The sequence below is a fragment of the Micromonospora sp. RB23 genome, assembly GCF_053585025.1.
In genome coordinates, this window is sequence record NZ_CM132111.1 from 3,736,217 (window position 1) to 3,753,890 (window position 17,674).

The window sequence follows — 17,674 nt, forward strand, 5'->3', positions numbered from 1 at the left end:
TGAGCGCATGAACAGGAGCGTCAACCGCGGTAGGGCACTCCGCGTCGCGGTGTGTCTCCTTCTCCTCGTCGCGCTGAGCGGCTGCATGCAACTCAACATCGGCCTCACCGTGAACGCCGACGACACGGTCGACGGGCAGTTGCTGCTGACCGCCCAGAAGTCCCTGCTGAGCGCCCGCAACAAGAACATCCCGGCCGCCTTCGCCGAGCTGCGGCAGAACATTCCGGCGCTGCCTCCCGGCGAGGAGACCACCTACGAGGACAGCAAACTCTTCGGCAGCCAGATCAATTACCGCAGGGCGCCGCTCGCGGGCTTCGACAGCGAGAGCGTCAAACTGGTCCGGGACGGCGACTTCTACCGTTTCACGTTGCCACTGGACCCGAAGAAATACGGCGGGAAAATCGCCCAGCAGAATCCTCAACAGCAGCAGGCGTTCCTCAAGCTGATGTCGTTCGAGATCTCGGTGACATTTCCCGGACGGGTGATCGACACCAATGGCACCGTCAACGGTCGATCGGTCACCTGGAAGGTCGACTCCAACCAGGACAAGCCGACGGAGCTGCGCGCCGTTGCCGAGGCGCCGCCCCGTCCCTCGACCTCACCGGCAGCCGCCGACAGCGACTCGGGTGGTTTCCCGTGGCTGCTGGTCGTTGGCGGCGTACTCCTGCTGCTGGTCCTCGCCGCGGTGGTCGTACTCCTGCTGCGTCGCCGTCGCTCGACGGCGCCGGCGGCGGCCGGTGCGGCCGCGCCCGACCCGACCGCGCCCGGCGCGACCCCGCCGGGGCCGCCCGCCGGCGCGCCCGGGCCCGGCTGATCCATTCCGGTGGCCGGCCCGCGCCGGCCACCTCCCGGCCCCGGCCGCCCCGCGACGACGGCGACCGGCGTCGGCGCTCCCCGCACGGGAAGCGCCGGCCTCACCACCACCACATCCCGGTCGCACCATCGCAGAAGAGGGGGGATCGCCGTGAACGATCTCTTCACCTGGGCAGCCCTGGGCAGCCTCGCCGGCGCGAGCGCCGCCACCCTGCTGGCCACCAACGTCATCGGCGGGTTGATCGGCCCGAGCGGCGACAAGCTCCGCAAGTGGATCGCCATCGCCATCGCCCTGCTGCTGTCCTACGTGTCGGCGGCGTTCGCCGACGACGTCGGCGCCGAGAAGTGGATCATCGCGTTCTTCAACGCGCTGGTGATCTTCTCCGCCGCGCTCGGCGTCAACCAGTTCCCGCCCGGCAACCGGCAGGCCACACCCACCCAGCTCGCGAGCGGTCGCGAGCCCCGAGTCTTCCGCTCCTGGGTCTGAAGGGGGTGATGTCATGATCTTCGGAATCCTCAGCGCGGTGATCCAGATGGCCGGCGGCGCGGTCCTCGGCCTTCTGGTCGGCGGCCCGATCGGCCTGCTCGTCGGTGCCGTCGTGGGCCTGCTGGTCGGGGCGGTGTTCGGCTGGGCGGTCACCTCCGCCGGGGTGTACGGCCCGGACGCCCGCGGCATCGTCCTGTTCGTCGTCGACCACACGTGGAGCCTGCTCAACACGGTGGTCGGGGCCGTCTACCTGGTCGTGCACCTCGTCTTCGGCCACTCGCTGGACCGGCCCACGTCGGCCGCCAGCGGCCGGGTCTGCGTGGTGGAGGGGGTCTCCCCGCGCTACGCCACCACCATCGGCACCGTCTGCGCCGGCTCCAACTCCAGCATCCAACGCCACGAGGACGTGCACATCTTCCAGGCGCGACTGCTCGGACCGCTCTACATCCCGCTGGTGCTGGCGAACTACGCGCTGTTCACGATCGCGCCGATCTGGCTGCTCTACCACGACCACACCAACGCGCCGATCAACCGCTTCACCCGCTACTTCGAGATCGGCGTCTACCCGCACGTCTGGAACGAGGCCATCGCGTACCGCATCCAGGGGACGCCGCCGCGATGACCACCGACGGGCGCGGACCGATCGAGAGGGCCACCGCGGAGCTGGTCGAATGGCTGACCGGCGCGGCGGAGGAACCCGTCCCGATCGGTCCGCCCCGCGCGGGCGGCGACGCCGAAGGGCTGACCCTGTGGCCCCTCGAACTGCGCCCGGCCCAGCAGACCCGCTCCAGCGGCGCGGTCCGCGAGCCGTACCGGTTCACGGTCCGCTACCTGCTGTGCGTGGCCGGTCCGGCCGGGCTCGCCGTGCTGGACCGGGTGCTCGCCGCCGCGACCCGGGACGGCCGCTACCCGGTGGTGCTGGAAGCCGGCGCGGCGGCGCTGTGGCACGCGCTGGACGCCGCGCCCCGCCCGGCGCTGCTGATCGACGTCCCCGCTCAGGTGGACCACCCGACACCGGCCGCGCCCCCGGTCCTGCAACCGCTGCGGCTGCGTCAGGTCGCGGTGCGGGCGCTCGCCGGCCGGGTCGTCGGCCCCCAGGACCAGCCCCTCGCCGCCATGCGCGTCGAGGTGCCCGGCATGGCCTCCGCAACCCGCACCGGCCCCGACGGTCGGTTCCTGCTCGCCGGGGTCCCGCACGACCCCGAACACCCCCATCCGGTACGGCTGCGGCTGAGCGGTCGCGGGCTCGTGCTCACCGCAGACGTCGACGCGGACGACGACGACATCGTCATCGTCTGCGCGCCACCGACCCACTGACGCCCACCCGCACAGGAGGACCGATGCCCAGCTACTTCTCCCCCGGCATCTACGTCGAGGAGGTCCCCAGCGGCGCCCGACCGATCGGACCGGTGAGCACCAGCATCGCCGCGTTCGTCGGCGTCGCCCCGAACCGCGACGCCCACCTGGGCAAGGCCGTACCGGTCAACAACTGGACCGAGTTCCTGCGGCTCTTCGCCGACGGCGACCAGGTCGAGAGCACCCCCCTCGCGCGGGCCGTCTTCGGTTTCCTGGACAACGGGGGCGCACGCTGCTGGGTCGTCAACGTCGGCGAGGGCGGCGCGATCACCGGCGCCGGCAAGCAACGCGGCGGCCTGCAACTGCTGGAGGCCGTCGACGAGATCTCCATCATCGCCGCCCCGGGGTTCTCCGACCCGGTGTCCCACGAAGCGCTGATCAGCATGGCCGAGCGGACCCGCACCATGGTGGCGATCTGCGACCCGGCCCCGGACATCGACGACATCTCCGCGCTGACCCGCGTCGCCACCCCGTCCTCCGGCAAGCCCCCGAAACCCGCCGAGGGTGCGGGCCCCGCCGCCGGTCCGGGCGGCGGAGAGGGACCGCCGGCGTACCGACCCCGGCAGTCCGAGTTCGCCGCTTTCTACTACCCGTACGTACAGGTCCGTGACCCGATCACCGGCGAGCTGGAACTGACACCGCCGAGCGGGCACCTGGCCGGCATCTGGGCCCGCACCGACGCCCTGCGCGGCGTGCACAAGGCGCCGGCCAACGAACCGGTCCGTGGCGCCGTCGACCTCGGCTACCGGGTCACCCGCCCCGAGCACGACGTGCTCAACCCCAAGGGCGTCAACGTGATCCGCTACTTCGCCGGCGAGGGCATCCGCGTCTGGGGCGCCCGTACGCTCGCCGCCGAGGCCAGCGAGTGGCGCTACCTCAACGTCCGGCGACTCAGCATCGCCATCGAACAGGCCATCGCCAACGGGACCCGCTGGATGGTCTTCGAGCCGAACGACTTCACCCTGTGGCGCTCGATCCGGCGCGACATCGGGGCGTTCCTCACCCGTGTGTGGCGCGACGGCGCGCTGCTCGGGCGCAGCCCCGAGGAGGCGTTCTTCGTCAAGTGCGACGAGGAGACCAACCCGCCGGACGTCCGTGACGCCGGCATGGTGATCGCCCACATCGGCATCGCCGTCGTCAAGCCCGCCGAATTCGTGGTGTTCAAGCTCAGCCAGTGGGCCGGCGGCACCGAGACCGAGACGATCGGAGGCTGACATGGCCACCCCCGCCACACCGCAGCCCGGCGCGCCCGTCGACCCGTACCGGGCGTACAACTTCCGCCTGCTCATCAACGGCGTCACCAACGGCCACTTCACCGAGATGAGCGGGCTGGAGGTGAACATCCCCGGACAGCCGTACCGGGAGCACGGCCCCGGGCCGACGCGGATGGTCCCCGGCCAGGCCGAGTACGAGCCGGTGACCCTGCACTTCGGCCTCACCGCGTCCCGCGAGCTGTGGGACTGGGTGAACGCCACCGCCAAGGGCACCCTCAACCGGCGGAACGTGTCGGTGGTGCTGCTCGACGCGGCGGGCACCGCCGAGGTGCTGCGCTGGAACCTGATCGACGCGTGGCCCACCCGGTGGCGCGGAGCGCACCTCAACACGGTCGGCCACGAGATCGCCATCGCGTCGCTGACCCTGCGCTACGAGGGCCTCGAACTGGAGGCCGGCGGTGCCGCCGCGCCGACGCCCGCGTAGCTGGCTGGCCGGTCGCCTCCGCTCGGCGGCCGGCGCGGTGCAGCGCCTCGCCGGACGCGTCGACAACACGGCCGCCGAGCCGGAACGTCCGGCGGACGTCCCGCGTCGTCTCGGCGAGCCGCCGCAGCACTGGGTGGACCTGGTCGCCGCGCACGCCCCCGGCCTGCTCCGCGAACTGGACCCCGACCTCGACCTCGATCCGGTCCCGCCGATCCCGGACCGGACTCCGCCGGTCGCGACGCCATTGCGGCGGCGCGACTCCTTTCCCGGCCCGGTCGGCCACGCGGCCCGGCCGCTCACCGGTCGGACCGACCGGCCGACGGCCGCCGGTCCGGACCGGGTCGACGACCCGTACCCGCGCGCCCAGCCGGACGGCGCTGACGCTCACGCACTCCATGGTCCGGCGAGCAGCGGTCCCGGTGACCCGGACGGCAGGTCCGACCGACGGCTCCCGGTCATTCGACCCGCGGCCCCGATCGGCGCGGAGTCGTCGAGCGGGACGGCCCACTCCCACGGCTCGGAGTGGCCGGGCGGGCGGGACGCCTCGGCGAGCGGTGGCACACCGTTCGCCGAGCCCGCTGCCGCCCACCTCGAGGGGACGGTCGCCACCCCCGCTACCCGGGACCGAGGTGAACCGACCCCCGCACCCAGCCGGGCTCGCGAGATCTTGGACGGTTTCGACCCCTCCACGGGCGCTCTCCCTCCCAGATCTACCGTCGACCTGGCGGTGACGCGGCACGGCCGCGCCGGCGGGAGAATGGGCGGACTGTCCCGGCCCGACCTGCCGGACGAACCGGATAGGCGGGGCCGGCTCGGGGAGCATCCCGCCGACGGACAACCCCAGCCGGATGCCGGCCAGCAATCCGAACGCCACAGCGGCCAATTCCCCGGCCGTTTTCCTGAGCACCACGCCAGCTGGCTGCCTGGTCGGAGGCAGACTGGCCGGCCTCGGCCGCCGGAGGGGGCCGCGCCGCAGTCTGACCAGTACGCCGCACTCCGCCACGGCCAGCACGCCCGGCCAGAGCGCGACCAGCCTGTCGACACCCCGCACGTCGTTCCGCGGCGCGGCGGCGCGGCCGGGCAGTGGGACGGTCCACCCGGGTACGGGACGGGCGTCGCCGAGGTCGACGGCGGCGGGCGATGGCCGGCGAGCGCGGTGTTCCCGTCGACCGCCGTCGGGCCCGACGTGGACCCGTGGCCGGCGCTACCGGATGACGGACCGCTGTGGACGGTGCCCGGCGCGGCGCTGGACGCGGGCCACGAACGCCGACTCGACCGGGAGCAGGCGGGCGGCTGATGGAACGCGTCGCCTTCCTCATCGACTCCACCGGAGAGCGGGTCGACTGCCTGCTCAACCCGGAGACCGTCCAGGTGACGCGGCTCGCCGGCGTACGCCACCGGGGTGCGGGCGGCGCGCAGCTCACCGGCTCCGGACTGGCCGACGACCCGCTGGTCTTCACCGGCGGCGGCCGTACGGAGTTGGTGCTGGATCTGCTCTTCGACGTCGACTTCGTCCAGGCGCAGGTCCGTCCCACCGACGTGCGGATGCTGACCCGGCCGTTGTGGATGCTGGCGGAGAACTCCGCCGCCGAGCACGGCTGGCTGCGCCCGCCGCTGGTCCGGCTCGTCTGGGGCAAGACGTGGAACGTGCCGGGCGTGATCGTCGCGGTGGCCGAGCGGTTCGACGCGTTCACCGGCACCGGCTCGCCGCGGCGCTCCTGGCTGCGGCTGAAGCTGGTGCGGGCCGCCGAGACCGCCGACCAGGCGCAGGCCGGGTTCGCCGAGGAGCTGGCCGCGGCGAGTACCCCGGCGGCCGCGCCGGGCAGCGCCGTGGTCGCCGCCGGTGACGGCGCCACCGAACCGGGCCACGCCGGGGTGCGTTTCGATCTGCTGGCCAACGACGCGCTCGGGTCGCCGCTGCGGTGGCGGCTGCTGGCCGAGCACAACCGGATCACCGACCCGCTCGCGGTGCCGGCCGGTACGACCCTCGCGGTTCCCCCGGTCGGCTCGGGCGGCCCGACGTCGGAGTCGACGCTCGGCACGACGGCGCGGGCCGGCGGGTCGTTCGTGGACGCCTCGATCGCCACCGCCGCGAGCTGGGCAGCCTCGATCGCCGCCGCGACCTGGGCCGGCCCACCCGCAGCGGCCGCCGCGACCTGGGCCGGCCCGCCCGCAACGGCCGCCGCGAGCGGGACCGCGTCGACAGGCACGACCCCGGGTTCGGGGGGTACGCCGTGACCAGCATCGCGCCCCGCGCGCTGACCGTCCTGCTTGACGGCGTCGAGCTGAACCCCGTGGCCCGCCAGCGGATCCGCTCGCTGCGGGTGGCTGCCCGGCTCGACCAGCCCACACAGGCCGAACTGGTGCTCGCCACCGTGTCCGGCACGGCGGCCCTCGACCCCGCCGTGCGCCCCGGCACGGCCCTCGACGTGCGGCTCGCCGATCACGCCGACGCGCTGTTCGTCGGGGAGGTGACCTGTGTGGAGGTCGAGTACGCGGCCGACGGTGCGGCCGTGCTGCGGCTGCGGGCGTACGACGCGGTGCACCGGCTGCGCAAGCGGCAGGATCTGCGGGTCTTCACCTCGGTGACGGCCGCCGAGCTGGCCCGGGATCTGTGCGGCGAGGTGGGGCTGGGCGTGACGGCCGAGGACGACGGCCCCCGCCTGGAGAGGTTGGTGCAGCACCGGCACAGCGATCTGGAGTTGCTCTGCGAGGTCGCCGGGCGGGCCGGGCTGCACCTGGCCGCCGACGGCGACGGCGTACGACTGGTCACCCTCGCCGGCTACGGCGAGCCGGTCCCGCTGACCCTCGGCGCGGGTGTGCACACCCTGCGGCTCTCCACGAACGCGGACCAGGCCAGCGGCGCGAGCGCCGCGTTGGGGTGGCACCCGCAGCGGGCCGAGCCGATCAGCCAGCGGGCCGACGAGGCACGCTGCGGTCGACCGTCCGGTGACCGCCCGGACCCCGCCGACGTGGGGGCCGACGGGGTACGCACCGCCGTCGACCAGCCGGGACGCAGCGACGACGAGCTGGCCGCGCTGGCCCAGGCACGACTGGACCTGCGCGCTGCCGCGCTGTCCACCGCCGAGGGGGTCGCCGAGGGTGATCCGGCGCTGCGGCCGGGCCGACGGATCGACCTGGCGGGGGTGCCCGACCCGCTCGCCGGGGCGTACGTGCTGACCGAGGTGGTGCACACCGTGGACGGCGACGGGCACCTCACCCGGTTCTCGACCGCGCCGCCGGCCACTGCGCCCACGGCGGGCGGCGGCGCGGTCGTCACCCTCGGCACCGTGACCGACGTGGCCGACCCGGACGGGTTGGGCCGCGTACGGCTGACCCTGCCCGCGTACGGGGACCTGGACGCCGGTTGGCTCGGCGTGCTCTGTCCCGGCGCGGGGCGCGGCAAGGGTCTGGTGGCGCTCCCCGACCCGGACGACACCGTGCTGGTGGTGCTGCCCGGCGGCGAGCCCGCCTCGGGCATCGTGCTGGGTTCGCTGTTCGGGGCCGTCGAGCCGTACGACGCGGGCATCGACGACGGCCGGGCCCGGCGCTGGACGCTGCGCACGGCCGGTGGCCAGTCGATCGTGGTGGACGACGTCCAGCGCAGCCTGCGGCTCGGCACCGAGGGCGGCAGTTGGCTGGAGCTCACCCCCGACCTGGCCACCCTGCACGCCGCGACCGACCTGGTGATCTCCGCGCCGGGCCGGGCCATGGTGGTCCGCGCCCGCAGCGTGGACTTCCTGCACGCCGAGGCGACCGAGGACCCGACCACCGCGGCGCAGCAGGCCCGTTCGCTGGCCCGCGCCCACCACGAAGGAGGCGGCTGATGCGTTGGATCCACCGCGACTCGGTGATCGCCTGTGACCACGACGGCCGGGTCGAGAACCAACCGTCGCAGCGGTGGGTGACCGTCACCGCCGTGCCGGTGCTGGTGGACGACGACCCGGAGGGGCGGAAGATCGTCGCCTGCCCGAACTACGGCCCGACCATCAAGCCGTGCGCGAAGACGCGGACCGTCCACGTCGGCTACAGCGACTGGCTGCGCGTCGACGGGCACCGGGTCGTGCTGTCGCACCTGAAGGGCTTCACCGACGGCACACCGCCGGACGCGGTCCACCACACCGTCCGCGACCCCCGGCAGCGCTTCCTGGGGGCGGACCGGTGAGGGCGTTCCGTTTCGTCGGGGCCGGCTTCGACGCCGGCCGTGGCGGCGGGTTGGCGCTCACCGCCGCCGGTGGCCTGGCGATGACCGAGGGCGACGAGAGCGTACGCCAGGCGCTGTTCCTGCTGTTGTCGACGACGCCGGGCGAGCGGCTGATGCGACCCGGGTACGGCTCCCGGCTGCACCGACTGGTCTTCGCGCCCAACGACGACACCACGGCCGGGTTGGCGATCCACTACGTCCGGCAGGCCATCGCCCGCTGGGAGCCCCGGGTCGAGGTCATCGACGTCGACGCCGGACCGGACCCGGACGAGGAGTGGCAGCTGGTGATCCGGCTCGACTACCGGGTGCGGGCCAGCCTGACGCCCGGCCAGTTGGTGTTCTCCGTGGATCTGCTCCCCGCCGACGACGAACCGGGAGAATCGTCATGACGCTGCCCGTGCCGCACCTGGACGATCGCGGATTCCTCGACCTGGTCACCGAGGCCCGCGAGCGCATCCGCCAGTCCTGCCCCGCCTGGACCGACCTGTCGGCGCACGACCCGGGCATGGCGCTCGTGGAGGCGTTCGCGCACCTGACCGAGGTGATGATCTACCGGCTGAACCAGTTGCCGGAGAAGGCGTACGTGCAGTTCCTGAACCTGCTCGGCGTGGCACGGCACGCGCCCACCGCGGCCTGGGCGGACGTGGTGTTCACCCGCGCCGGCGCCGACACCGCGGCGGTGCGGATCCCGGCCGGTCTGCGGGTCGCGGCGGCGCGGGGCGGTGATCCCCGGCCCGTCGTGTTCGTCACGACCGAGCCGGCGGTGCTGCCGGCCGGTCAGTCCTCGGTGACGGTCCGCATGCACCACTGCGAGCCCGTCGACGCGGAGTTGCTGGGTGTGGGCACCGGCCAGCCGGGTCAGGTGCTGCGCGCTTCCCGCGCTCCCCTGGCCCACACCGGCGAGCCGCTGGACCTGCTGCTCGGGGTGGAGGTGCCGACCGGCTCGGTGGAGCTGGGGGCGGCGGCCCGCGAGCACGAGGGCCGCACGTTCGAGATCTGGCAACCGGTGGACAGCTTCGCCGGGCTCGGCCCGCAGGCCAAGGCGTACCTGGTGGACCGCTGCTCGGGCACCGTCACCTTCGCGCCGGCCCTGGACCTGCGTCCGCCCACCGGTGGCGCCGCCGGGCCGACCCCGGTGGCGGCCGTGCCGCCGGCCGGGCGGCAGGTCCGCCTCTGGTACCGGGCCGGCGGCGGTCCGGCCGGCAACGTCGCCGCCGGCACGCTGACCACCCTGCGCGATCCACTGCCCGGGGTACGCGTCGACAACCCCGCCCCGGCGGCCGGCGGCCGGGAGATGGAGGCGTTGGAATCGGTGCTGCTCCGCGGCCCGTACGAGTTCTTCGCCCAGCAGCGGGCGGTCACCGCCCGCGACTTCGAGGTGCTCGCCACCAGCTCCGGCGCGGTGGCGCGGGCCCGCGCGTTCACCCGGTCGGCCGTCTACAGCTTCGCCCGACCGGGTGAGGTCGAGGTGGTGCTGGTGCCGTACGTGCCGCCGGCGGCCCGCCCGGGTGGGCGGCTGCCGGTGGCGGTGCTGCGCGAGCACGAGGTGCCCGAGGCCCGCCACCGCGTCGAGGCGGACCTGGAGCAGCGCCGGATGGTCGGCATCCGCTCGCGGGCGAGCTGGGCCCGGTTCAAGGCGGTGTCGGTGCGGGCCCGTGTGGTGGTGCGGCGGGAGGAGGACGTGGACGCGGTCCGGCGGCGCATCCACGACCGGCTGCACCAGACGCTCAGTCCGCTGCCCACCGCGCTCAACCCCAGCGGGTGGCCGTTCGGCGAGCCGCTGCGGGCGTCCAACGTGTACCGGTTGTTGGAGCAGGCCGAGCCGGGCGTGCGGTACGTCGAGTCGGTGCGGTTCGTGGTCGACGAGGCGCCCGACGCCAACGTCCGTGCCCTCGCCGTCGACGCGTACCAGGCACGCACCTGGTACGCCGGACGTGGCCCGGTGCTGTTCCGCTCCAGCAACGCGGGCGCGGGCTGGGAGCCGGCCGGTCGGTTCGACGACGACGAGACGGTCCTGCGGGTGGCGCCCGCGCCGGCCCCGGTGCGGCCCGGCATCGTGGCGCGTCCCGGCTCGGTGGCCGTGGTGACGGTGCGCGAATCGGGCGGCTCCCGGGTACGACTGAGCACCGACCTCGGTGAGACGTGGTCGCTGCTGGCGGACCTGGACTCGCGGATCTCCGACGTGGCCTGGCTGGACCGTGACGGCGCGGGAGCGCTGCTGGTGGCGACGGACACCGGGCTGTACGAGGTGTCGCTGCTGCCCGGCGCGGTGCCGTTGCAGATCCTCGTCGACCCCTCCGACGCCGACCGGGGCTTCTACGCCGTCCGCGCCTTCGTCTCCGAGCGCGGCTCGCCGGGCGTGGCGGTGGCCGCGCAGGCCAGTTTCGGGGTGTACCTGTCGACGGCCGGCGGCCGCCCCGGCAGCTTCGCGCACGTCGGTCTCTCCAACGTGGACAACCGGGTTCTCGCGGTGCAGTACGACGGTCCGGCGACGCTGCTGTGGAGCGGCGCGGGCGAGCCCGACCCGAAGAAACCCGGCCAGGGCTGCCACCGGACCCGGCTGTTCGAGTCCGACGTCAAGTGGCAGGCGGTGCAGGCCGGCTGGATCGGCGGCACCTGCCGGGATCTGGCGTTCGCCGGGCAGCAGGCGGTGGCCGCCACCCAGAGCGGCGGGGTGCTGCGGCTGGACACGCTGGCCGCCCAGCCGCAGTGGCAACCGGTGTCGGTGAACTGCGGGCTGCCGCTGCGCGACCGCACCCGGTTCGTACCGGTCGACGCCGTCGCCGTGAGCGGCCCTCCGGCGGCAGCCGTCGGCGCGGGCGGTCCGGCGGCCTCCGGCGCGGGCGGCCCGGCTGCCGACCGGCTGGTGCTGGCCGGCGGCGAGCGCGGTGTGTACCGCAGCGCCGACGCGGTCACCTGGACCGCCAGCGCCAACCAGGCCACCGCCGACGTGGTGACCGTCCCGGACACGTGGCTGCTCTGCTCCGGCGAGCACGACATCGAGGTGGTGCGCCAGGATGCGACGCTCGGCGATTGAGCGGCTGCTGCCCGCCGCGTACCAGCGGGCGTGCGTGCCGGGCAGCGTGCTCTGGGCGCTGCTGGACGTGATGGAGGGGCTGCACGCCCCGGACGAGGCGATCCTCGCCGAGGTCGACGCCCTGTTCGACCCGTACCGGGCGCCCGATCACATGGTCGTACGCCTGACCCGCTGGGTGGCGATGGACCACGTGGTGGCGTCGCACCGACCGGACGCCCCGCTGCCCCTGCCGGTCGGGCGGCTGCGTGACCTGGTGGCGCACGGCGCGCTGCTGGCGCGGTGGCGCGGCACCCCGTACGGGATGCGACGGGCTCTGGAGGTGGCCACCGGGGTGAGCGGCTTCGCCATCGACGAGCCCGAGGAGATGCCCTTTCACATCGTGGTGCGGGTGCCGGCGGCCGCCGCCGAGCACCTCGCCGTGATCACCCGCATCGTCGAGGCGGAGAAGCCCGCGGCGGTCACCGCAGAGGTCGTCCTCGCCGCCTCGCCACCATCGGATCAGCCGACCGCGGCACCGTCCGCTTAAGGAGCCGTCATGACCACCGAATGGGCCGTCGTCGCCGCCGCGTCGCAGTTCACCCTGGACGCCGCCAACAACGGCGAACTGACCTTCACCGTCTCCAACCCGGGCCTCGCGCCGGACACCGTCGTCTTCGACGTGGCGCCGGGCGAGGGCAGCCAGCGGGCCTGGTTCACCGTCACCGAGCCGCAGCGGGTGGTGCCCGGGCAGGGTTCGGTCTCCTTCCTGGTCCGCCTCGCCGTGCCGGCCGGCACCGCGCCCCGCCGCTACGACATGACCGGGTTCGCGTACTCGGCGAACACCGCGCCGGAGGAGAGCTCGCGCTCCAGCGGCCGGGTGACGTACGAGGTCCGGGCGGTCGCCGCGCCGAAGCGCACGCCGTGGCCGTGGATCGCCGCCGCGGCGGCGCTGGTGCTCGTGGTCGCCGGGGTGGTCGGCTACCTGCTGACCCGCTCCGACGGACCACCGACGCCGGGCACGCCACGGGTCGTGACGCTGGAGGCGGAGAGCCTGGTCGACGGCGCACGGGTCGAGTCCCCGGCGAAGACCGCCGCGGGCATCGACGCGCAGCCGAACTGCTGCGACGTGACCTGGTCGGGCGACGCGCAACTGTTCTTCACCGGCCTGGCGCCCGGTGACCGGGTCAGCGTCACCGTCGAACTGCCGGCCGACGCCGTCTGGCGGTTCTCCACCACGCGCACCACGAGCTTCGACTACGCCAACACCATCTGGCAGGTCGACGGCGTGCAGCTCGGGAGCACCTTCTTCGGCTTCACCCCGACGGTCGTCCTACAGGACTTCACCGACGTCGGGACCGTCCGGCTGGGGGCGGGCCGGCACACGCTCACCCTGGTCGCCGTCGGCAAGACGCAGGGCTTCGACAGGTACTTCGCGGGCGTGGACCAGATCCGCTTCACCGAGGTGACCGGGGCGGTCGCGCGGCGATGAGCGGTCGGCAAAAGATCGTGCTGGGAACGCTGGCCGTGCTGCTGGTGGCGTTCTTCGGGCTCGCCGTCGGCGTCGGCGGCGGTGAGCAGGGCCGCGCGAGCGATCGGCCGGGGATCGTGCAGCGGTTGGGACGCCTCACCGGCGGGAGCGGCACGATCGACCCGGCGACCGTGCAGGCCGACTGTGACCGTACCGGCGACGTGCTCACCTTCGTCGGCGGCTGCGCGGTACGGATCGCCGACCCCGGCGACCTGCGGACGGTGGTGCTGCGCAGTGGCCGCCCGTTCGTGGTGACCGCGCCGGCGCCGGGCGACGCCGACCTCACCGTGCGCTCGGAGGTCGAGCCGGACGACGACGGCGAGGCGGTCGCCCGGATCGCCGTCGACAGCGCGACAACGGTGCTGCTGGGCTGCCCGGGAGGTGTGGGATGCACGGTCACCGTCGCCGCCGAGTGACCGGTCGGCCCGCTGGCGCGCTCCTCAACCGTACGGAGGCCCGCCATGGGTGAGCTGCGCAAGCCGTTCCTGCTGCTCGCGCTGGTCGCGATCACGCTTGTGGTCCTCGTCGAGGTGGGATCGTCGCTGCTCACCGGCGGAGGCGACGCCACCGGCGCGCTGCTGGCCGGCGCGGCGGACCTCGGCGTGGAGGTGGACGCGGCCGGGGTCAGCGAACCGTCCGGCCGGGGTACGAGCTACCTGGCGCTGATCGACGCGGTGGCGCTGTGGACCACCGGCCTGTTCTGCCTGAGCCTGGTGGTGCCCGAGCGGGTGCAGGGCCGGATCCAGGGCGTCGCGACGCTGATCTTCTCGATCCTGCTCATCCTGGGCTCGCTGGTCCTGCTGATCATCGCGTTCGTGGAGCTGATGATCATGGTGTCGCTGTTCCTCGCCGTGCCGTTCGGCACCCTGGCGTACCTGGCGCTGTGGGGCTTCTTCCCGGTGGGCGACGCGGCGGTGCTGCTCGGCCTGGCGCTGCTGCTCAAGCTCGTGTGGGCGGGGTTGCTGGTGCTGGCCCAGCCCCGGTTTCTGCAGAACAAAGGCCTCGTCCTGATAATCATCACCACCCTGCTGTGCACCGTCGTACTGGAGTTCCTGCACCGGTTGGTGCCGGTCATCGTGGTGAGCATCCTCGACGACATCGGCGCGCTGGTCTTCGCCATCGTGGCCATCATCTGGGGCCTGGTGCTGCTGATCGGCTCGATCCCGGCGATAGTCAAGGCCATCCGGGTCACCGCCGCCGCCGTCCCCGCCGCCCTGCCTCGTCGATCATGAAGTTGTTGTCACCGCGCTCGGCGTGTCGTGGCAACAACTTCATGATCGACGGCTGCTGGCGAGGGTCGCGCAGCGATCCGGGGAGAGGGCGCCGTCGGCGATCCACACCTGGTAGCGACCGTCGCGGGTATTGCCGGCGGGGACTTCGGCCGGGGTGTCGAAGGCGAAGGCCACGCAGACGCCAGGATACATCGCGGTCCGCACGAACCACCGGTCGCCGGGGCCGAGCCCCGCGAAGACCAGCGTGTACGCCCCACCGCCCGGCCCGGCGCCGGTCAGCGCCAGCCACGGGGCCGCGCTGCCGTTCACCGCCTCCTCCCCGGCCGCCGTGGCGGTGAACACCGTCGCCTCGCCGCCGGCCGCAACCCGCCAGAAGAACCCGCCGTAGCCGGCCCCGCCGGGGCGACCGTTGGTGGCCGGGCTACCCAGGCGCACGGACCTGTCGGGCGGCGCGGTGAGCGCGGAGTCCAGATCGAGCCGCCAGACGTCCGGCGTCACCGCCGACGCGGCGAGCTGACGCCGCTCGGTCAGCAGCACCTGTTGACGCGGGTCGCGCCACTGAAGTTCGTGGGCCAGCAGGTTGGCCGAGCGCCGCGACCAACCGGTGTGGACGATCCGTCCGTGGTCGTCGCGCCACGTGTAGCCGACGTCGCGCACGTAGGTGCGCCCGCCCCACAGGTTGACGCCGTCGACGTCCTGCACGGCGAGTGAGGCCCCCAGGTGCCAGACGTGGTCGGCGGGGAACGCGTCGGTGACCACCGTGCCGCCCAGGGTGCGGACGGGGTGCAGGTACGGCCGGGGTCCGTGCCGCGCGTCCAACTCGGGGTCGACGACGTACCGGGCGACCTCGGTCGCACCGACCAGCAGCCGCGCGGGCTCCTCGACGTTCACCGCGCCTCCACCCGCTCGAAGACCGGCAGGCGGTTGGCGACGGCGTGCAGGGCCGCCAGGGTGTAGCCGGCGAGGATCGGCACGGCCACCGGCGTCACCAGGACGGCGAGCAGCCCGGCCAGTGCCGTCACGCCCGTGAGGGCAGCCCACCGGGCCGGCGCGTCGAGGCAGGCGCGGGCGCTGCACCGGGCCGCGACCCGCCACCGCCCGCCCCCGTTACGGCCCGCCTCGACGATGACCAGCCCGGCGTACCCGGCCAGAGCGGCCGTGACCAGGCCGGTCACCACCAGCACCGGTGGGCCACCGGGCACCCGTCCGGCGGCCAGCGCCGCCAGATCCACGGCGAGCAGTCCGAGAACGGAGAGCGCGAGCAGGCTGACCGGCACGCCGGGCAGCACCGAGCGGCCGAACCGGCGCAGGGTCGTCCGCGCCGACGGCCAACCGCCGGTACGCGCCCAGTCGTGCACCGCCGCGCTGGCCGTACCGGCCGCCCCGGCGGCGGTGAGCAGCGGCGCCGCCGCGAGGGTCACCAGGATGCCGAGCAGCGCCAGGTCGGCGGCGTCGCGCGCGACGTCGCGCCAGTCCCGCCGTACGGCGGCGTCGTCGGGTTCAGCCCTTGATGCCACCGGTGTTGATCCCCTCGACGAGCATCCGTTGGAACGCGACGAAGAACAGGAAGACCGGCAGCAGCGACAGCACCGACATGGCGAACATCGGCCCGACCGCGCTCTGACTGGTCGAGTCGATGAACAGGGTCAGCGCCACCGGCACCGTGTAGTCCTCGAGTTGGGACAGGAAGACGAGCTGGCGGAAGAAGTCGTTCCAGGTCCAGATGAACGAGAAGATCGCCGTGGTGACCAGGGCGGGGCGGCTCAGCGGCAGGATGATGTGCCGGAAGATGCCGTACGGGCCGGCGCCGTCGATCCGCGCCGCCTCGTCCAGCTCGCGCGGGACGCCCCGCATGAACTGCACCATGAGGAAGACGAAGAACGCCTCGGTGGCCAGGAACTGCGGGATGAGCAGCGGCAGGTAGGGCCACTCGCCGCCGACCAGACCGAGGGTGCGGAACAGGATGTACTGCGGGACGATCAGCACGTGCTGGGGCAGCAGCAGCGTACCGATCATGACGGCGAACCAGAGGCCACGCAGCCGGAACCTCAGGCGGGCGAAGGCGTACGCGGCCAGCAGGCAGGAGAGCCCGTTGCCGACGACGGTGAGCAGGCTGACCAGCGCGCTGTTGAGGAAGAACCGGCCGAAGCCGACGTCGAAGTTGGACCAGCCGGCGGTGTAGTTGCCCGGGGTGAACCGCTCGGGCAGCAGCCCGACGTTGTTGACGATCTCCTCCTGCGACTTCAGGGAGGTGCCGACCATCCAGATCAGCGGGTAGAGCACCACGGCCACGATCGCCACCAGGATCACCAGCCGCAGGACCGGCCCGCGCCCGCGCGTCACCGGTCCTCCCCGTCCGTGTAGTGCACCCAGAACCGCCCGGTGCCGAAGAAGATCGCGGTGATGGCGGCGATGGCGAGGAGGAACACCCAGGCCATCGCCGAGGCGTAGCCCATCTCCAGGTCGGTGAAGCCGGTGATGTAGAGGTTGAGCGTGTACATGAGGGTGGCGTCGACCGGGCCGCCGGTGCCGTTGCTGAGCACGAACGCGGCGGTGAAGCCCTGGAAACCGTTGATCGTCTCCAGCACCAGGTTGAAGAAGATGACCGGGGAGAGCATCGGCAGGGTGACGTTGCGGAACTGGCGGAACCGGCCGGCGCCGTCGACCGAGGCGGCCTCGTACAGCTCGACGGGCACCTGTTTGAGCCCGGCCAGGAAGATCACCATCGGGGCGCCGAACTGCCAGATGGCCAGCACCATGAGGGTCTGAAGGGCCCAGTCCGGGTCGTTGACCCAGGGTCTGCCCTCGATGCCGACGAGGCTGAGCAGCGAGTTGAACGCCCCGTCGCGGTTGAACATGTTGACCCAGACGATGGCCAGCGCCACGCTGCCGCCGAGCAGCGAGGGCAGGTAGAACAGGCCGCGGAACAGGCCGACGCCGCGCCACGCGCGGTTGAGCAGCAGCGCCACGCCGAGGGCCGCGGCCAGCTTGAGGGGTACGGCGACCAGCGCGAAGGTCAGGGTGACCCGCACCGCGTGCCAGTACGACGGGTCGGCGGTGAACATCCGCTCGTAGTTGGCCAGCCCGACCCACCGCACCTCGGAGAACGGGGTGAGGATGTCGTAGTTGGTGAAGCTCAGGTAGAGCGACAGCAGCATGGGAACCGCCGTGACACCCATCAGGCCGATGAGCCACGGCGACAGGAAGACGTACCCCGCCAGACCCTCGCGGTGCCGGACGCCGCCGGACCCACGCCGTGTGGTGTGGGTCCGGCCGGATCCGGGGCCGCGTCGGGTCGGGTCGGGCGCCGTGGTCAACGCCACGAACGGCTCCTCTCCCC

At 73.4% G+C, this 17,674-nt stretch carries 20 protein-coding genes; 16 read left to right on the forward strand and 4 right to left on the reverse strand.

Features of this window, described 5'->3' with window-relative positions; genetic code table 11:
• Window positions 1–7 precede the first annotated feature (7 nt).
• The 16 genes from ACTFTM_RS17285 to ACTFTM_RS17360 all read left to right on the forward strand — a co-directional run bounded on the left by ACTFTM_RS17285 (window position 8) and on the right by ACTFTM_RS17360 (window position 14,334).
• Entirely contained in the window at window positions 8–814 is an 807-nt protein-coding gene (locus ACTFTM_RS17285) for an LppM family (lipo)protein (RefSeq protein WP_449561498.1), read from the forward strand.
• A 150-nt stretch (window positions 815–964) separates the two neighbouring features.
• Window positions 965–1,300, forward strand: a complete 336-nt coding sequence (locus tag ACTFTM_RS17290; protein WP_422740453.1) for a hypothetical protein — start codon at window positions 965–967, stop codon at window positions 1,298–1,300.
• A 13-nt stretch (window positions 1,301–1,313) separates the two neighbouring features.
• Window positions 1,314–1,922 (forward strand): glycine zipper family protein, encoded by a 609-nt coding sequence (locus ACTFTM_RS17295; protein WP_449561499.1) that lies wholly within the window; start codon window positions 1,314–1,316, stop codon window positions 1,920–1,922.
• The gene (locus tag ACTFTM_RS17300; RefSeq protein ID WP_449561500.1) at window positions 1,919–2,617 is read left to right on the forward strand and encodes a carboxypeptidase-like regulatory domain-containing protein; all 699 of its coding nucleotides are present in this window, start codon (window positions 1,919–1,921) and stop codon (window positions 2,615–2,617) included. Before ACTFTM_RS17295 ends, ACTFTM_RS17300 begins: the two co-directional genes overlap by 4 nt.
• Before the next feature lie 23 nt (window positions 2,618–2,640).
• Window positions 2,641–3,870 (forward strand): phage tail sheath family protein, encoded by a 1,230-nt coding sequence (locus ACTFTM_RS17305; protein ID WP_449561501.1) that lies wholly within the window; start codon window positions 2,641–2,643, stop codon window positions 3,868–3,870.
• A 1-nt stretch (window position 3,871) separates the two neighbouring features.
• Window positions 3,872–4,354: a phage tail protein gene (locus ACTFTM_RS17310; RefSeq protein ID WP_449561502.1), complete on the forward strand. Its 483-nt coding sequence runs from the start codon at window positions 3,872–3,874 to the stop codon at window positions 4,352–4,354.
• Window positions 4,329–5,651, forward strand: coding sequence for a hypothetical protein (locus tag ACTFTM_RS17315; RefSeq protein WP_449561503.1), 1,323 nt, complete (start codon window positions 4,329–4,331; stop codon window positions 5,649–5,651). Before ACTFTM_RS17310 ends, ACTFTM_RS17315 begins: the two co-directional genes overlap by 26 nt.
• Window positions 5,651–6,592, forward strand: coding sequence for a CIS tube protein (locus ACTFTM_RS17320; protein ID WP_449561504.1), 942 nt, complete (start codon window positions 5,651–5,653; stop codon window positions 6,590–6,592). Before ACTFTM_RS17315 ends, ACTFTM_RS17320 begins: the two co-directional genes overlap by 1 nt.
• Window positions 6,589–8,181, forward strand: a complete 1,593-nt coding sequence (locus ACTFTM_RS17325) for a contractile injection system protein, VgrG/Pvc8 family (protein ID WP_449561505.1) — start codon at window positions 6,589–6,591, stop codon at window positions 8,179–8,181. The genes ACTFTM_RS17320 and ACTFTM_RS17325 overlap by 4 nt, the downstream gene beginning before the upstream one ends.
• Entirely contained in the window at window positions 8,181–8,519 is a 339-nt protein-coding gene (locus tag ACTFTM_RS17330; RefSeq protein ID WP_449561506.1) for a hypothetical protein, read from the forward strand. The genes ACTFTM_RS17325 and ACTFTM_RS17330 overlap by 1 nt, the downstream gene beginning before the upstream one ends.
• A complete protein-coding gene (locus tag ACTFTM_RS17335) occupies window positions 8,516–8,947 on the forward strand; it encodes a GPW/gp25 family protein (RefSeq protein WP_449561507.1) in 432 nt (143 codons plus the stop codon). The genes ACTFTM_RS17330 and ACTFTM_RS17335 overlap by 4 nt, the downstream gene beginning before the upstream one ends.
• Window positions 8,944–11,595, forward strand: a complete 2,652-nt coding sequence (locus ACTFTM_RS17340) for a putative baseplate assembly protein (RefSeq protein WP_449561508.1) — start codon at window positions 8,944–8,946, stop codon at window positions 11,593–11,595. Before ACTFTM_RS17335 ends, ACTFTM_RS17340 begins: the two co-directional genes overlap by 4 nt.
• Complete coding sequence (locus ACTFTM_RS17345; protein ID WP_449561509.1) at window positions 11,576–12,121, forward strand: phage tail protein; 546 nt, start codon at window positions 11,576–11,578, stop codon at window positions 12,119–12,121. Before ACTFTM_RS17340 ends, ACTFTM_RS17345 begins: the two co-directional genes overlap by 20 nt.
• Window positions 12,122–12,130: 9 nt before the next feature.
• Window positions 12,131–13,063, forward strand: a complete 933-nt coding sequence (locus ACTFTM_RS17350) for a hypothetical protein (RefSeq protein ID WP_449561510.1) — start codon at window positions 12,131–12,133, stop codon at window positions 13,061–13,063.
• The gene (locus ACTFTM_RS17355) at window positions 13,060–13,518 is read left to right on the forward strand and encodes a hypothetical protein (protein ID WP_449561511.1); all 459 of its coding nucleotides are present in this window, start codon (window positions 13,060–13,062) and stop codon (window positions 13,516–13,518) included. Before ACTFTM_RS17350 ends, ACTFTM_RS17355 begins: the two co-directional genes overlap by 4 nt.
• 45 nt (window positions 13,519–13,563) lie before the next feature.
• Window positions 13,564–14,334, forward strand: a complete 771-nt coding sequence (locus ACTFTM_RS17360; RefSeq protein ID WP_449561512.1) for a hypothetical protein — start codon at window positions 13,564–13,566, stop codon at window positions 14,332–14,334.
• 39 nt (window positions 14,335–14,373) lie between these two features.
• Here ACTFTM_RS17360 and ACTFTM_RS17365 read toward each other — a convergent pair whose 3' ends face one another.
• The 4 genes from ACTFTM_RS17365 to ACTFTM_RS17380 form a co-directional block, all read right to left on the reverse strand.
• Window positions 14,374–15,225 (reverse strand): DUF6807 domain-containing protein, encoded by an 852-nt coding sequence (locus ACTFTM_RS17365; protein ID WP_449561513.1) that lies wholly within the window; start codon window positions 15,223–15,225, stop codon window positions 14,374–14,376.
• Window positions 15,222–15,851, reverse strand: coding sequence for a hypothetical protein (locus ACTFTM_RS17370; protein ID WP_449561514.1), 630 nt, complete (start codon window positions 15,849–15,851; stop codon window positions 15,222–15,224). The genes ACTFTM_RS17365 and ACTFTM_RS17370 overlap by 4 nt, the downstream gene beginning before the upstream one ends.
• Entirely contained in the window at window positions 15,835–16,596 is a 762-nt protein-coding gene (locus ACTFTM_RS17375; RefSeq protein ID WP_449566661.1) for a carbohydrate ABC transporter permease, read from the reverse strand. The genes ACTFTM_RS17370 and ACTFTM_RS17375 overlap by 17 nt, the downstream gene beginning before the upstream one ends.
• A 77-nt stretch (window positions 16,597–16,673) precedes the next feature.
• The gene (locus ACTFTM_RS17380; protein WP_449561515.1) at window positions 16,674–17,657 is read right to left on the reverse strand and encodes a carbohydrate ABC transporter permease; all 984 of its coding nucleotides are present in this window, start codon (window positions 17,655–17,657) and stop codon (window positions 16,674–16,676) included.
• Window positions 17,658–17,674 lie beyond the last annotated feature (17 nt).

Coding starts and splice junctions, on each gene's coding strand:
- ACTFTM_RS17330 (WP_449561506.1), top strand. CDS start 8,181: ATGCGTTGGATCCACCGCGACTCGGTGATCGCCTGTGACCACGACGGC.
- ACTFTM_RS17285 (WP_449561498.1), top strand. CDS start 8: ATGAACAGGAGCGTCAACCGCGGTAGGGCACTCCGCGTCGCGGTGTGT.
- ACTFTM_RS17340 (WP_449561508.1), top strand. CDS start 8,944: ATGACGCTGCCCGTGCCGCACCTGGACGATCGCGGATTCCTCGACCTG.
- ACTFTM_RS17350 (WP_449561510.1), top strand. CDS start 12,131: ATGACCACCGAATGGGCCGTCGTCGCCGCCGCGTCGCAGTTCACCCTG.
- ACTFTM_RS17295 (WP_449561499.1), top strand. CDS start 1,314: ATGATCTTCGGAATCCTCAGCGCGGTGATCCAGATGGCCGGCGGCGCG.
- ACTFTM_RS17375 (WP_449566661.1), bottom strand. CDS start 16,596: ATGGTCGGCACCTCCCTGAAGTCGCAGGAGGAGATCGTCAACAACGTC.
- ACTFTM_RS17310 (WP_449561502.1), top strand. CDS start 3,872: ATGGCCACCCCCGCCACACCGCAGCCCGGCGCGCCCGTCGACCCGTAC.
- ACTFTM_RS17320 (WP_449561504.1), top strand. CDS start 5,651: ATGGAACGCGTCGCCTTCCTCATCGACTCCACCGGAGAGCGGGTCGAC.
- ACTFTM_RS17345 (WP_449561509.1), top strand. CDS start 11,576: ATGCGACGCTCGGCGATTGAGCGGCTGCTGCCCGCCGCGTACCAGCGG.
- ACTFTM_RS17355 (WP_449561511.1), top strand. CDS start 13,060: ATGAGCGGTCGGCAAAAGATCGTGCTGGGAACGCTGGCCGTGCTGCTG.
- ACTFTM_RS17305 (WP_449561501.1), top strand. CDS start 2,641: ATGCCCAGCTACTTCTCCCCCGGCATCTACGTCGAGGAGGTCCCCAGC.
- ACTFTM_RS17360 (WP_449561512.1), top strand. CDS start 13,564: ATGGGTGAGCTGCGCAAGCCGTTCCTGCTGCTCGCGCTGGTCGCGATC.
- ACTFTM_RS17300 (WP_449561500.1), top strand. CDS start 1,919: ATGACCACCGACGGGCGCGGACCGATCGAGAGGGCCACCGCGGAGCTG.